Here is a 15123-nt window from a genome sequence, read left to right on the forward strand (position 1 = left end):
CCCTGTTGACCGGAACGACCGCGCTGGCCGTCGGAGTGGCCGCGCCGGCCCAGGCCGACTCCGTCAAAGCGCTCGCCATCGCATCGGTCGGCGATGTGCTAGTCGACGGCGTACACCAGCACGTGTTCGTGAGCGACCCGGCCAGCGGCAAAGTCGTCGTCACCGACTATGACGGCAATCAGCTCGCCGGCCTGCCGGTGGACGACGCGTCGGATATGGCGCTCTCCACCGACTCGTCCCAGGTCTACGTCACCTCGCGCAGCGACGAGGCGATCTTCGCACTGGATACCACCAGCCTCGCTCAGAGTGCGAAGTACAGCCTCGGCGCCATCGCACCCAAGTCGGTCGCCGTCGCCGGCGGCCGGGTGTGGTTCTCCTACTCGGACGACTCCAGCCACGGCTATCTCGGCAACATCGACCCGACCGCCGATTCGCCGGAGCCGGTGCTGGGCCTGTTCGCGACCATTCCACCCGGCCCGGCGACGCTGGCCAGCGCTTCGGCCGCGCCGAACCGGCTGGCCGTGGCCGGATACAGCCAGACTGCTGTCCTCGACGTCGCCGGTGACACCGTCACGGTGGTGGACTCCGTCGAGGACAACGGGAACATCGCCGGCATGGCGCTGTCCCCTCAAGGCGACCGGCTCGCAATGATTCATATCGGCGGCATGGTGGCGACGCTGCGTGATGCCAACAATCTGGCCGCCAAGCGGAACCTCGCGGTGGACAATTTCCCGGCGGCCGTGGACATCGCCACCGACGGCACCATCGCCGTCCGGAGCTCCGATGCCTGGACCCCCGGGGTGTACATCTACTCGCCGACCGGCCAGCTGTTCCAGGCGTTGAACGTGGAGCCCGGTGTAGGTCAGCCACACGGTCTGGCCTGGGAGCCGGACGGCAAGCGGCTGTTCGATGTCATCGAGACCGGGTCGACCTTCCGGCTGGAGGTCATCTCCAATCCGAGAGTCGCGACGTCGACGCTGACCCTCTCCGGTAAATCCCCGGTGGTTCCGGGCGAGCCGGTCACCTTCACCGGCAAGCTGACCTCGCCGGCGTCGCTACCGGCCGGCACGACGGTGTCGATCGCCCGGTCGGGCACCGCGCTGGACGACGCGGTGATCGCCGCTGACGGCTCGTTCACCTTCACCGACACCCCGCCGACCCTCGGCACGGCGACCTACCAGGTCTCATACGCCGGCGACGGCACCCACTTGTCGTCCACGGCCGGAGCGTCGGTCGTGGTCGCCCGGACCGCATCGGCACTCAGCGTCGCCGGCCCGCTCTCGGCTATCCCGGGCACCGCGTTCACGATCACCGGCCAGTTGACGTCGTCGGTGTCGCTGCCGTCCGGCACGTCGGTCACCGTCTCCCGGTCCGGCGCCGTGGTGGGTGTCGTCCCGGTAGCCGCCGACGGCACGTTCTCCTTCGCCGACACCGTGTCGGCCGCCGGGACGTTCGTCTATGACGTCTCCTACGCCGGCGACGAGGTTCACCTGCCATCGACCACGGTGAGCACCTCGGTCGCGGTGTCTCTAGGGGCGGCGACGCTGGCACTGGCCGGGCCGTCGTCGGCGACTCGGGCCAAGGCGCTGACCATCACCGGGAAGCTGGCCTCCTCGGTGCCACTGCCGGCCGGCCGTACCGTCGCGATCAGCAAGACCGACCTGGACTACCCGGCCGGCCGGTCGCTGGGGACGAAGGCGGTTGCCGCTGACGGCTCGTTCTCGTTCGCCGACACGCCGGCCGCCGGTGGCACGGTCACCTACAAGGTCACCTACGCCGGGGACGACGCGCATTCGCCGGTGACGGCGACCAAGTCGGTGGCGGTCTCGCGGACCACGCCGACGTTGGCGATGAGCAACAACGGCAAGGTCTACAACTACGGCCAGACGGTGTCCTTCACCGCGCACCTCGGTGCCACCTACAAGAACCGGACCGTCGAGATCTGGGCCGACCCGGCCGGCACCGACGCGGCCAAGCGCCTGGTCAAGCGGGCCGTCGTGAACAGCGCCGGCAACGTCGTGGCGAGCTTCAAGTTGACCCGGGACACGGCGATGACCGCGGTGTTCACCGGTGACGCCCAGACCGCGCCGCGCACGATGACGGCCAAGGTCGGCGCCCGGGTCAGCCTTTCGCTGACGATGTCCAAGTACTACAAGACCGCGAAGATCGGCGGTACGAGCTACCGGTACTACCACGTCAAGGGCCAGGCCCAGTTCTCCACGACGATGACCAGCGGTGCCAAGCGCAAGGTCTACGTCGCCGTGGAGTACTACAGCAAGGGCAAGTGGAAGTCCCTGGACCGGAACTACTTCGGGGCGACCGACCGGCTCTACATCAGTGGATCCGGCCTGAACGGGATCCGGCTGCGGGTCCGGGCCGCCTACGTGCGCGGCTCGTCCGGCGACAGCCTGAACACGACCACGTGGACGCCGTACCAGTACTTCACGTACACCAAGTAGTAGAACGAGGACGGCCTGGACCAGGGGGGATCTGGTCCAGGCCGTCCGGCTTTTCCGGTGGGGCTACTTCGGGTCGTTGCTGAATTTGGCGGTGGCCCAGAGGTAGCCGAGGATCGCGAGGCCGACGCACCAGGCGACGGCGAGCCAGCCGTTGTGGCCGATCTCGGTGCCCAGGAGCAGGCCGCGCAGGGTTTCGATGGCCGGGGTGAACGGCTGGTACTCGGCGATGGGCTGGAACCAGCCGGGCATCTTGTCGATCGGGACGAACGCGCTGGACAGCAGCGGCAGCAGGATCAGCGGCATGGCGTTGTTGCTGGCCGCTTCGGCGCTGGGGCTGATCAGGCCCATGCCGACGGCGATCCAGGTCAGGGCCAGGGCGAAGAGCACGAGCAGTCCGAACGCGGCCAGCCAGTCCAGCACGGTGGCATCGGTCGAGCGGAACCCGATGGCCACCCCGACCAGGCCGACCAGCACGACGCTGGCGACCGACTGCAGGACGCTGCCGATCACGTGCCCGACCAGCACCGACCCGCGGTGGATGGCCATCGTCCGGAACCGGGCGATGATCCCCTCGGTCATGTCGGTGGAGACGGAGACCGCCGTGCCGATCACCGTGCTGCCGATGGTCATCAGGAGCAGGCCGGGAACCAGGTACGCGATGTACTCGGACCGGCCGCCACCTAGTCCCGCGCCCAGGGTGTCGCCGAAGATATAGACGAACAACAGCAGCAGCATGATGGGCGTGAGCAGCAGGTTCAGGGTCAGCGACGGGTATCGGCGGGCGTGCAGCAGGTTGCGGCGCAGCATGGTCGACGAGTCGCGGACGGCGAGGGACAGGGTGCTCATCGGACATTCTCCTCAAGTTTGGCGGTCAGGGCGAAGAACACGTCGTCCAGGTCGGGGGTGTGCACGGTCAGTTCGTCGGCCTCGACGCCGGCCGCGTCGAGCCGGTCGAGGATCGTGCGCAGCTCGCGCTGGCTGCCGTCGCTGAGGATCTGCAGTGACAGCGACTCGTCGTCGCGGGCGGCGTCGGGCAGGGCGGCCGCTGCGCCCTGGTAGGCGGCCGGGTCGGTGAAGCGGAGCCGGACGTGACCGCCCGGGATCAGGCGCTTGAGCTCGGCGGCGGTGCCCTGGGCGACGATCTTGCCGTCGTTGAGCACGGCGATCCGGTCGGCCAGCTCGTCCGCCTCCTCCAGGTACTGCGTGGTGAGCAGGACGGTGACGCCCGCGGCGACCAGCTCGCGGATGATCTGCCACATGTTGTGCCGGCTGCGCGGGTCGAGACCGGTGGTCGGCTCGTCCAGGAAGATGATCCGCGGGCTCCCGACCAGCGTCATCGCGATGTCGAGGCGGCGCTTCATGCCGCCGGAGTAGGTGGAGGCCGGTTTCTTCGCCGCCTCGACCAGGTCGAAACGCTCCAGCAGTTCGGCCGTGATCCGGCGTCCCTCGGCCCGGGGCAGGTGGTGCAGGTCGGCCATGAGCAGCATGTTCTCCTCGCCGGTGATCAGCCCGTCGACCGCCGAGAACTGCCCGGTGACGCCGATCGCGGCGCGCACCGCCTGCGGGTCGACGGCCAGGTCGTGACCGCCGACCCGGATCCCGCCGCTGCCGGGACCCGCGGAGAGCAGGGTGGAGAGGATCTTCACCGCCGTCGTCTTGCCGGCACCGTTCGGACCCAGAAGAGCGAAGATCGTTCCTTCGGGTACGGCGATGTCGACCCCGTCGAGGACAACCTTTTCCCCGTACGACTTGCGCAGCCCGTCCGCTGCGATGGCCAGGTTCGTCATGTCGTCGCTCCTTCAGTTGCTCTGGGCGGCGATGTCGCCGTACGCGGTGGTGGCCTTGATGTCGAGCTCGACGGAGCCGTCGTTCTTGAGGGCGTTGCTGATCCGGCCGTAGCCGGTGCGGGCGTCGAGCGCCGCCGAGACGCCGGTGGCGGCGCCGACCGTGATCGAGCCGGCCTGGGTGCCGAGCACGACCTGGCCGCGAACCGCCTCGGCGATCCGGATGTCGCCCTTGCTGGTCCTGATCTCGGCCGGGCCGTCCAGGCGGCCGATCTCCACGTCGCCGGCGGCGGTAGTGGAACGCAGGCTCGCCACCTCGTCGAGCTTGAGCTCGCCCTGCGCGGCCTCGAAGGTCACGTCGCCGAGCCGGCCGACGCCCCGCAGGTCGGCGGCGGCCGCCTTGGCCTCGACCCGCGAGCCGGCGGGCAGCTGGACGGTCACCTCGATGGAGCCGGGGTGGCCGAGGATCTGGTTCTTCACGGTGGCCTCGACCCGCAGGGTCCCGTCGGCGAACGCGACCCGGGTCTCCTCGGCGGCCTTCACGTCGCGGCTCTTGGCCGGGTCGGCCGGGCGGACCTGGACGACCGTGTCGGACCGGTCGGCGGCGATGACCTGCAGGCGGCCGGCCGGGATGTCGAGGACGGCGGTGATCGGGGCGGGGGTCTCGAACGTGTTCACTGTGTGCTCCTTCGATGCGTTGTTTCCGATGAGAGAAACGCTACGTTGCGTTCGAGGATCGGGCAACAAGCTTGTTGCACAAGAGAAGTGATTATGCAGCTCAGGGTCGATAAATCGTTGCAATGGAACGAAAATCAATGCAACGCAACGTGTCTATGCGTTGCAATGGAATGAGAGTGAACGCTATGCTGGCGGCGTCGGTGAAGACGTACGAGGGAGATCGCGATGCCGGGCGGCAGACTCAGCCAGCAGGAACGTCAGCAGATCGCGTCCGGGCTGGCCGACGGGCTGGCCTACGCGGAGATCGCCCGGCGTCTGGACCGTCCGACGTCGACGATCACCCGGGAGGTGACGCGCAACGGCGGCCCCGGCGGCTACCGGGCCGAGCTGGCCCACCACGCCACCGAGCGCCGTTCCCACCGGCGCCGGCCGGCCACCGCCCGGGGGGCCGACGCGCCCGCGCAGCCCGCGGGGCGCGACGCCCAGGCGGTGCGGGAGTACGAGGAGACGCTCACCGGCGTTTTCATCCAGTCCGGCCTGGCCAAGATGATGTCGCGGGTGCTGGCCTGCATCTTCATCAGCGACGAGGGCAGTCTCACGGCGGCCGAACTGGTGCAGCGGCTGGAGGTGAGCCCGGCGACGGTCTCCAAGTCGATCGCGTTCCTGGAGAGTCAGGATCTCGTGCGCCGGGAGCGCGACGACCGCCGCCGCGAGCGGTATTCGGTCGACAACGAGTTGTGGTATCAGTCGACGGTCGCCAGCGCGCGGGCCAACGTCCGGCTGGCCGAGATCGCGCGGCAGAGCGGGAGCGTCCTGGGGGCGACCAGTCCGGCGGCCGTACGTCTGGAGAATGTCGCTCGTTTCCTCGACTTCGTCAGCGAGGCGATCATGCGGTCGGCCGAGCAGGCCCGTGAGGTTCTGTTCACCAAACCGCAAGATCAAGATGTGATCTGAAAAGGACAGCGGGGATTGCGGCGGATCCTTACGATGCACGTCGATGGATCTTCTGACGGGGAGGAACCCGTTGCACCCCCACCCCTTTTTCCGCTGGGCCCTCGGTGGGCTGACCGCGTCCGCGCTGTCGCTCACCGGCCTGGCCGCCCCGGCCTACGCGGCCGATGAACCCACCCTGATCGCCGGCGCGCAGCAGGAACTCACCGCCGCGCTGGGCGACACTTTCAGCACCACCCTGTCGGTCACCAACACCGGCTCGACGGCGATCGACGGCGTCGCCGTCACCTTCGCCACCGACTGGGGCTACGAGGACGTCGACCACTACTCCAACTGTGAGTACCGGGCCGACCAGCTCCGGGGCTGCGTCTTCGACCAGACCCTGGCCCCCGGCGCGTCGTACCAGCTGGTCCTGCCCTACCGGGTCCGCACGGACACGTACGCGCCCGGCGGCATCTTCGGCCAGTTCGGCTGGGAGCCCGCGGCCGGTCACCCCGTGTGGGGCGGCACGCCGGGCACCGGCGGGACCCTGTCGCTGCAGGCGGGCGAGCGGCTCGGTCAGAGCGACGACCCGAGCAACTGGCAGGTCGTCGGCGTCAAGGTCACCGGTGACAACGGCACCGACCTGGTCGCCCTCGGCACCAGCGTCTCCGGCACCGTCGGCGACGTGGTGAACGCCGTGGTCGGCGTGCGCAACGCCGGCCCGGCCACGCTGGACCGGCAGCTGAGCGACAACTCGCCCGGTGTGGTCGTGGTGACGCTTCCGGAGGGGACCGCGGTCGACACCGTGCCGTCCGGCTGCAGCCCGATCTATCCCGAGCAGCGGACCAAGCCCGGCACTCAGTACCTGTGCAGCACGGCCACCCTGTTCAAGGTCGGCGCCACCAAGACCTGGACGTTCCCCCTGCGGATCGCCCTGGCCGTCCCCGGCGCGGTGGGGTCGGTCGAGGTCAACCCGGCCTGCGACTGCGACAACTTCGCCAAGGACCTGGACAAGTCCAACAATGAGGCGGCGCTGACGCTGAGTGCGACCGGGCCGTCCACCGACACGGTCGCCCCGGTCATCCAGGCCACCGACCTGGTCGCCGGGAAGCCGTACCGGCCGCTGATCGACTTCCGGCCGACGGTGACCGACAACGTCGCCGTCACCAAGCTGGAAGCCACCGTCAGCACGGCGGGCGAGACCAACGTGTGGGGCAGCTGCAAGGACGCCTCGAAGCTGTCGCCCGGCCTGTGGATCTGCAAGGCGAGCACCACGAGCAAGCTCGGCAACGAGTTCGACAGCGACATCACGCTGCGCGCCTCGGACGCGGCCGGCAACGTCAGCGAGCCGGTCACCGTCCGGGTGCACGTGGACAACATCTGGCCGCGCTTCTCGTACTCGCCGGCCGACTACTCGTCGATGAAGCCGGGTCCGGTCACCATCGCGCTCAAGGACGTGCCGGACGACCTGGTCTCGGTGACGGTCACCAACCAGACGACGGCCGGCTCGGTCATCACCACGCTGACCTCGGCACCCTGGGAATACACCTGGGATGCGAAGGCCAACTCGTGGCCGTGCTACCACGCCGTCGACAAGGCCGGTAACGCGTGGGACGTGTGCTCTCAGTACAACGTCGACGGCGTGGCGCCGGTCATCAACCAGGTGGACTTCACCGGCGGGGCGTGGACGAACCGACTGGACGCCGGTGGCGGCTGGGTCGGGGCGTCCGGCAGCGTGAGCGCGTCGATCTCCGACAGCTCGCGCATCACCCGTACCGAATGGCGGGTCAATGGGGTCTTGGCCTCGACCTCGCAGAACCTTGCCTGGGACGCTCGGGCCATCACGACGCCGACCGCGACCGTGGAACTCAGCGTCTGGGATGAGGCGGGCAACACCTCGTCGAAGTCGTTCGTGGTGAGCATCGACAAGGCGGTCACCGGGGTGACCGTGCTTCCGGCGCAGAACAAGCTGATCCGCGGGAAGTCGTTCGTCACGTCGATCACGGTCAACGACCCGCACGGCAAGGGCTACAGCTACCTCGTGGCCCCGGTCCTGCTCAACGGTTCGCGGCCGTCGGCCGTGGTGGCGGCCGGTAAGGACGGCGTCAAGACGGTCATCTGGCAGGTCTCCGACCAGCTCGGTAACGTCGCGCAGTTCAAGCGCACGGTGATCGTCGACAACACCGCGCCGTCGGTGGCGTTCCGCAGCGCGCCGGCCAACAGGGCGAAGGTCGCGAAGACGTTCGGCGTGACCGCCTCGTCGGCCGACAAGAACGGCGTAGCCCGGGTCGAGCTGCTGATCAACGGCAAGCGGGTGGCCACCGACTATCGGGCCGGCTACGCGTTCAGCATCAACCCGAAGAAGTACGGCAAGTCGTTCACCGTGCAGCTGCGGTCGTACGACAAGGCGGGCAATGTTCGGGTGACCACCAAGCGCACGTACCGTCGCTGATCTTTTACCAAGAGCAACGGCCGTGACCGGCGGAAACGCTGGTCGCGGCCGTTGTCGTTGCCAGGGTCAAAACGTGATCCAAAAGGGACAGCAAAGTCCTCTGAGGATCTTTAATATGCGTGGTGATAGATCTTCCTTCGGGGGAGGACCCCTTTGCCCCATCACTCCATTTTCCGCTGGGCTCTCGGCGGCCTGACCGCGACCGCTCTGTCGGTCGCCGGGCTGAGCACGCCGGCCTATGCCGATACCCCCACCCTGATCGCCGGCGATGTGCAGACGTTCAGCGCTGCGCCGGGTGGGCAGTTCAATGTCACGCTGTCGGCGACCAACACCGGTACCGCCGCGGTTGACGGCGTCGTCGTCACGTTCGACACCATGTGGGCGTACGAGGACTTGGCGCAGTTCTCGAACTGCGAGTACACCGACGCCGGTCAGGCGCGGGCGTGCGTTTTCGATCAGACCCTGGAGCCGGGTAAGTCGTACCGGTTCACCGTGCCGTTCCGAGTCCGCGCGGACTCGTTCGCGCCGAAGGTCCGGGACGCGTTCTTCCAGTGGAAGCCCGCGGCCGGGCACACCAGCGCGGGCACCCCGGGCACCGGATCCGTCCTGCAGTTGCAGGAGGGAGACCAGCTCGGCCTGAGCGAGGACGGCGACTGGCAGCACGCCAGCCTCGCGGTGACCGGCGACCAGGGCACTGACCTGGCCGCCATCGGCGCCACGCCGGCCGGTTGGATCGGCGACGTGGTCGAGGCCGAGGTCGGCGTGCGCAACAACGGCCCGGCGACGCTCGACTTCACCCGGTCCGGCACGCAGGCCGCCGTGGTCGTCGTGACGCCGCCGAGCGGAACTTCGATCGTCAGCGCGCCCGGTTGCCTCACCGTGACCGCGGCTCGGGCCACCTGTCTGACCGGCTACCTGTTCAAGGTGGGCGAGGTCAAGACGTGGAAGCTGGCTCTGCGGATCGACCGCAAGGTCGCGGATGCCGCGGGTGCGGTCGAGGTGAATCCCGACTGCACGTGCGACAGCTTCGCCGGTGACATCGACAAGTCGAACAACAAGGCGCTGCTGACCGTCGATGCCGCGGTCGACGAGACGAAGCCGGTGATCGACTACCCCGGGCTGGACGCGAACCAGGTCGTCTCCGACATCGTCACCATCAAGCCGCGGGTGAGCGACAACGTCAAGGTCACCAAGCTGGAGATCACCGGCGCGCCGGCCCAGACCTACTCCACCTGCACGGCGCCAGCGACCTCGTCGGACTCCTGGCAGTGCAAGGTGACCCAGCTGGCCGGTCCCGAGTCCGAAGCTGACAACGTGCTCACCTTCAAGGCGTACGACGCGGCCGGCAACGTCAGTGACCCGGTCGTCGTGCCGGTGCACGTCGACAACAAGTCGCCCCGGTTCACGGTGTCGCCGGCACCCAGGTCGTCGCTGCACTCCGGCACGATTTTCGTCTCGCTCGACGGCGTGCCGGCCGACGTGAAGACGGTGCAGGTCCTCGACAGCAAGACCGACGCGGTCATCGACACGCTGACCGGGGCGCCCTGGACCTACGACTGGGACGCGACGACCGACGCGACGCCGCCGGCGTTCCTGGCCGTGGACCAGGCCGGTAACCCGTGGCACGTGAGCACCGACTACGTGGTCGACGACGAGGCGCCGGTCATCGACCACGTCGACAACGTCGTGCAGTACATGACGAGCCGGCTGGACACCGGTACGGGCTGGGTCGGCTCGCTGGGCTCCCTGGAGTACACGGCGACCGACAAGTCGCCGATCACCCGTACGGAATGGCGGGTCAATGGGGTGGTGGCCTCGACCACGCCGACCTTCCTCTTCAACACGCACTCCCTCACCGCCGCGACCGCCAAGATCGAGCTGCGGGTGACGGACGCCGCGGGCAACACCTCGGCCGAGTTGTTCACGGTGAACATCGACAAGACGGTCACCGGGGTGACCGTGCTCCCGACGCAGAACAAGCTGATCCGGGGCACGTCGTACGTCACGTCGGTCACGGTCAACGACCCGCACGGCAAGGCGTACAGCACGATCGTCGCCCCGACGTACATCGCGGGTTCGCGGTCGTCGGCGAAGATCACCGCGGGTAAGGACGGCACGAAGACGATCATCTGGGAGGTCTCCGACCGCCTGGGTAACGTCGCGCAGTTCCGGCGCACGGTGATCGTCGACAACACCGCGCCGACGGTGTCGCTGCGGAGCGCGCCGAAGAACAACGCCAAGGTGACCAGGAACTTCTCCGTCACCCTGAACGCCAGTGACAAGAACGGCGTCGGGCGGGTCGAGCTGCTGATCAACGGCAAGCGCGTCGCGACCGACTACCGCGCCGGCTGGGGCTTCACCATCAACCCCAAGAAGTACGGCAAGAAGTTCACGGTTCAGTTGCGGGTCTACGACAAGGCGGGCAACTCGAAGCTGTCCACCAAACGTACGTACCGTCGCTGATCTTTTCGAAGGCAACGGCCGTGACCGGCGGAAACGCTGGTCACGGCCGTTGCCGTTTTTAAGATCAAACCGTGACCCGGGCGGGGCAGCCGGAACCTGTGTGGATCTTTAATATGCGGGGCGATAGATCTTCCTGCGGGGGAGGACCCCTTTGCCCCATCAATCCATTTTTCGCTGGGCTCTCGGCGGCCTGACCGCGACCGCGTTGTCGGTCGCCGGGCTGAGCACGCCGGCTTATGCGGATCCTTCGTCCCTGGTCGCCGGCGGTTTGCAGCAGTTCACCGCCGCGCCGGGCGACCAGTTCGACGTGCCGCTGTCGGTGACCAACACCGGTTCCACCGCGGTCGACGGCGTTGCCGTCACGTTCGACACCGTCTGGGCCTTCGAAGACCTGGCCCAGTTCTCGAACTGCGAATACAGCGACGCGGGCCAGATCCGGGCCTGCGTTTTCGACCAGACCCTCGACCCGGGCAAGTCGTACCGGTTCGCCGTGCCGTTCCGGGTGCGCGCGGACTCGTACGCGCCGAGCCGCCCGGAGGCGTTCTTCCAGTGGAAGCCCGCGTCCGAGCACACCGCCGAGGGCACCCCGGGCACCGGATCCGTCCTGCAACTGCAGGAGGGTGACCGGATCGGCGAGAGCGAGGACGCCGACGGGCAGCGGGTCATGGTCACGGTGACCGGCGACCACGGCACCGACCTGGCCGCCATCGGCGCCTCGGCGGCCGGCTGGGTCGGCGATGTGGTGACCGCCGACGTCGGTGTGCGCAGCAACGGCCCGGCGACGCTCGACTTCACCCGGGTCGGCGACGGGGCCGCCACGGTCGTCGTGCTGCCGCCGGCCGGGACCTCGATCGTCAGCGCGCCCGGCTGCTACAACGTGGTGCCGACGCGGGCCCTCTGCGAGACCGACCCCCTGTACAAGGTGGGTACGGTCACGACGTGGAAGGTCACCCTGCGGATCGACCGGTACGTTGCCGGCGCCGCCGGTTCGGTCGAGGTGAACCCGGACTGCAAGTGTGAGCGCTGGTTCGGCGACTCCGACAAGTCGAACAACAAGGTGCCACTGACCGTCGACGTCTCGGCCGACGAGACCAAGCCGGTGATCGAGAGCTCGGGCCTGGACGACAACCAGACCGTCTCCGACGTGCTCACCTTCGAGCCGCGGGTGACCGACAACCGCAAGGTCGTCAAGGTGGAGGTCACCGGCGCGCCGATCGCGGCGTACTCCACCTGCACGCTGCCGGCGACCTCGACCGACCTCTGGAAATGCACGGTGAACCAGCCGGTCGGCAATGAGGCCGAGGCCGACACCGTGCTCACCATCAAGGCGACCGACTCCAGCGGCAACGTCAGCGAGCCGACGGTCGTCCCGGTGCACGTGGACAACAAGTCGCCCCAGTTCACGGTGTCGCCGACGCCGCGGACGTACCTGCGGCCGGGCCCGGTCACCATCACCCTCAACGGGGTGCCGGCCGACGTCGACACGGTGAAGGTCCTCAACAGCCGGACCGACGCGGTCATCGACACGATCGCGGGCGCGCCCTGGACCTACGCCTGGAACGCCACGGTCGACGGGACGCCGCCGGCGTTCCTGGCCGTGGACCGGGCCGGCAACCCGTGGCACGTCAGCCCGGACTACGTCGTCGACGACGAGTCGCCGATCATCACCCGCGTGGACAACGTCGGGCAGTACATGACCAGCCGGCTGGACACCAGCGCGGGCTGGGTCGGCTCGCTGGGTCACCTGCGGTACACGGCGGAGGACAAGTCGCCGATCACCCGTACCGAATGGTTGGTCAACGGGGTCCCGGCCTCGACCACGCCGAACTTCACGTGGGACGCGCACACCATCACCACGGCGACCGCCCTGGTCGAGCTGCGGGTGACGGACGCCGCGGGCAACGTCTCGACCATGACGTTCACGGTGAACATCGACAAGGCGGTCACCGGCGTGACCGTTCTCCCGGCGCAGAACAAGCTGATCCGGGGCAAGTCGTTCACCACCTCGATCACGGTCAACGACCCGCACGGCAAGGCGTACACCTCGATCCTGACGCCGGTCCAGATCCCGCTCTACCCGTCGGCGGAGATCCAGTCCGGCAAGGACGGCGTGAAGACGATCATCTGGGAGGCCGGCGACAAGCTCGGCAACGTCGCCCAGTTCAAGCGGACCGTGATCGTCGACAACACCGCGCCGACGGTGTCGCTGCGGAGCGCGCCGAAGAACAACGCCAAGGTGACCAGGAATTTCACCGTCACCCTGAACGCCAGTGACAAGAACGGCGTCGGCCGGGTCGAGCTGCTGATCAACGGCAAGCGCGTCGCGACCGACTACCGCGCCGGCTGGGGCTTCACCATCAACCCCAAGAAGTACGGCAAGAAGTTCACGGTTCAGTTGCGGGTCTACGACAAGGCGGGCAACTCGAAGCTGTCCACCAAGCGGACCTACCACCGCTGATCTTCGCACCACGACGGCCGTGACCAGGGATTCCTGGTCACGGCCGTTTTTTTGGACCCCTGATTTGGTACGTCGTGACGACCGCGCCCGACGGAAACGGGGCGGCGCCCTGTCGATCTCTTGTATTACGCTTTTGTCGATTTCGGAGCGTCGATCAACGCCCGCTCCTTGAAAATGGGGGAACCATGTCGTTCCTGCGCCCCTTCGTCCTGCCCACCGCCCTGCTCGCCGGTCTCGGCGGCACGTTCGCGATCACCGGCCCCGCCTCGGCCGACGCGGACCTGGCGAACGTGGTCGTCGAGGTCTCCGCAGCCCGCAACATCCTGTCCACGTCCGGTTGGTCCGGCCTGGCGGTCCAGGTCAGCAACCGGGGCACGGCGCCCGCCGAATCGGTGACGGTGACCTTCACCCAGCCGCCCGAGCTGCGTGCCCTCAGCTACGAGAGCACCAGCAACTGGGACTGCGAGTACGGTTCGCAGATCGTCTGCACTCACAAGGGGCCGTTCGCGGCCGGTGACACCGAGCGGGTCATCTACAACTCGGTCACCGTCGAAGGCGCGTCCGAAGGCACCACCCTCGACGTGACCGCGTCGGCCACGACGACCTCGCCGGAGAGCTCGACCGCCGACAACACGTCCTCCCGACTCATCAAGATCGTGCCGACCGGGCTGGTCACCGGCCACCTGTGGAACGACCTCAACGCCGACGGCATCCGTCAGGCCAACGAGCCGGCCCCCGGCATCGGCGTCTCGATCGACTCGCAGGACGACGACGACCACTACGGGTTCGCCAACAGCTTCGACGTCGACTACCGCGAGACCGTCACCAGCAAGCGGTACAAGATCTCGACGACGATCAGCAAGTACAGCTGGCGGTTCACCGCACCCAACGTCGGCACCGACGACACCACCGACTCCGACCTGGTGCTGGTCTCCGACAGCACGTACCAGCAGACCGCGGCCAGCCCGGTGTTCACGGTGACGCCGAGCACGCCCGGATCGATCGACGTCGGCGTGGTGGCGGCGTTCCGCCCGTCCGTGGTCACCCCGGCTTCCGTCGTGCAGGGCACCGAGTCGGCCACGCTGCGGCTCAGCGGCGGCCAGTTCTCCTCCGACCTGACCGTCAAGCTCACCCGGGCCGGCTCCGACCCGATCGACGGGGTCATCTCGACCCTGGCCACCGACAACTCGTACCTGGACGTCACGTTCCCGCTGGCGCAGGCCGCCGCCGGGGCGTGGACGCTCAACCTGGACCGGCAGTACGGTCCGCACGCCGAGGTGCCGTTCACGATCGCGGCCCCGTCCCTGAAGACGACCAAGGCGCCGTCGGTCGCCGGGACCTTCGCGGTCGGCAACACGGTCAAGGCGTCACCCGGCACCTGGACTCCGGCGGCCACCTCGTACGCCTACACCTGGTACGTCAACGGCGCACGGATCCGCGGCGCGGTCAGCTCGTCGCTGACCATCCCGTCCGGCTTCGTCGGCAAGCGCATCAGCGTGCGCGTGACCGCGTCGCGAGCCGGGTTCAGCCCGGTCACCGCGACGTCGGTGACGTCCCGGCTGATCGCCAAGGGCAAGGCCCCGAAAGCCACCAAGCGCCCGGCCATCGCCGGCACGGTCAAGGCCGGCAAGACCGTCCGCGTGTCGGCCGGCACCTGGTCACCGCGCGTCGACTCGTACCGCTACGAGTGGCGCCTGAACGGCAAGGTGATCCGCGGCGCGACCCGCTCGACCCTGAAGCTCACCTCAAGCATGCGCAACAAGAAGCTGACCGTCACGGTGATCGCCCGCAAGGCCGGCTACCTCGACGGCAAGGCCGTGAGCGTGGCGGTCAAGATCCGCTGACCCCACCACCAGAACGGGCCGCCGCGAGATCGCGACGGCCCGTCCTGTTTCA

General features: G+C 68.3%; 9 protein-coding genes. 6 read left to right on the forward strand and 3 right to left on the reverse strand.

Annotated features, from left to right (window positions below; translation table 11 throughout):
- Positions 1–5 precede the first annotated feature (5 nt).
- Positions 6–2459, forward strand: a complete 2454-nt coding sequence (locus ACSHV8_RS42040) for an Ig-like domain repeat protein (protein WP_436525393.1) — start codon at positions 6–8, stop codon at positions 2457–2459.
- A gap of 63 nt (positions 2460–2522) precedes the next feature.
- Here ACSHV8_RS42040 and ACSHV8_RS42045 read toward each other — a convergent pair whose 3' ends face one another.
- From ACSHV8_RS42045 to ACSHV8_RS42055, 3 genes are read right to left on the reverse strand one after another with little or no spacing between them, the layout of a single operon-like run.
- On the reverse strand, positions 2523–3305 hold the full coding sequence (locus ACSHV8_RS42045) for an ABC transporter permease (protein WP_436525395.1): 783 nt from the start codon (positions 3303–3305) through the stop codon (positions 2523–2525).
- Entirely contained in the window at positions 3302–4246 is a 945-nt protein-coding gene (locus tag ACSHV8_RS42050) for an ATP-binding cassette domain-containing protein (protein WP_436525397.1), read from the reverse strand. The genes ACSHV8_RS42045 and ACSHV8_RS42050 overlap by 4 nt, the downstream gene beginning before the upstream one ends.
- A 12-nt stretch (positions 4247–4258) precedes the next feature.
- Positions 4259–4921, reverse strand: coding sequence for a DUF4097 family beta strand repeat-containing protein (locus ACSHV8_RS42055; RefSeq protein ID WP_436525399.1), 663 nt, complete (start codon positions 4919–4921; stop codon positions 4259–4261).
- A gap of 225 nt (positions 4922–5146) precedes the next feature.
- Here ACSHV8_RS42055 and ACSHV8_RS42060 point away from each other — a divergent pair, with 225 nt between their 5' ends.
- The 5 genes from ACSHV8_RS42060 (at position 5147) to ACSHV8_RS42080 (ending at position 15071) form a co-directional block, all read left to right on the forward strand.
- Entirely contained in the window at positions 5147–5875 is a 729-nt protein-coding gene (locus tag ACSHV8_RS42060) for a helix-turn-helix domain-containing protein (protein WP_436525401.1), read from the forward strand.
- Between the two features lie 43 nt (positions 5876–5918).
- A complete protein-coding gene (locus ACSHV8_RS42065; protein WP_436525403.1) occupies positions 5919–8306 on the forward strand; it encodes an Ig-like domain-containing protein in 2388 nt (795 codons plus the stop codon).
- A 153-nt stretch (positions 8307–8459) separates the two neighbouring features.
- Positions 8460–10769: an Ig-like domain-containing protein gene (locus tag ACSHV8_RS42070; protein ID WP_436525405.1), complete on the forward strand. Its 2310-nt coding sequence runs from the start codon at positions 8460–8462 to the stop codon at positions 10767–10769.
- A 151-nt stretch (positions 10770–10920) separates the two neighbouring features.
- Positions 10921–13227 (forward strand): Ig-like domain-containing protein, encoded by a 2307-nt coding sequence (locus tag ACSHV8_RS42075; RefSeq protein ID WP_436525407.1) that lies wholly within the window; start codon positions 10921–10923, stop codon positions 13225–13227.
- A gap of 185 nt (positions 13228–13412) precedes the next feature.
- Positions 13413–15071 (forward strand): hypothetical protein, encoded by a 1659-nt coding sequence (locus tag ACSHV8_RS42080; RefSeq protein ID WP_436525409.1) that lies wholly within the window; start codon positions 13413–13415, stop codon positions 15069–15071.
- Positions 15072–15123: the final 52 nt, after the last annotated feature.

Origin of the sequence: Actinoplanes sp. HUAS TT8, from assembly GCF_051380535.1 — a bacterium.
In the GTDB taxonomy this organism is placed as follows: Bacteria; Actinomycetota; Actinomycetes; order Mycobacteriales; family Micromonosporaceae; genus Actinoplanes.

Coding starts and splice junctions, on each gene's coding strand:
- ACSHV8_RS42045 (WP_436525395.1), bottom strand. CDS start 3,305: ATGAGCACCCTGTCCCTCGCCGTCCGCGACTCGTCGACCATGCTGCGC.
- ACSHV8_RS42050 (WP_436525397.1), bottom strand. CDS start 4,246: ATGACGAACCTGGCCATCGCAGCGGACGGGCTGCGCAAGTCGTACGGG.
- ACSHV8_RS42060 (WP_436525401.1), top strand. CDS start 5,147: ATGCCGGGCGGCAGACTCAGCCAGCAGGAACGTCAGCAGATCGCGTCC.
- ACSHV8_RS42065 (WP_436525403.1), top strand. CDS start 5,919: ATGGATCTTCTGACGGGGAGGAACCCGTTGCACCCCCACCCCTTTTTC.
- ACSHV8_RS42080 (WP_436525409.1), top strand. CDS start 13,413: ATGTCGTTCCTGCGCCCCTTCGTCCTGCCCACCGCCCTGCTCGCCGGT.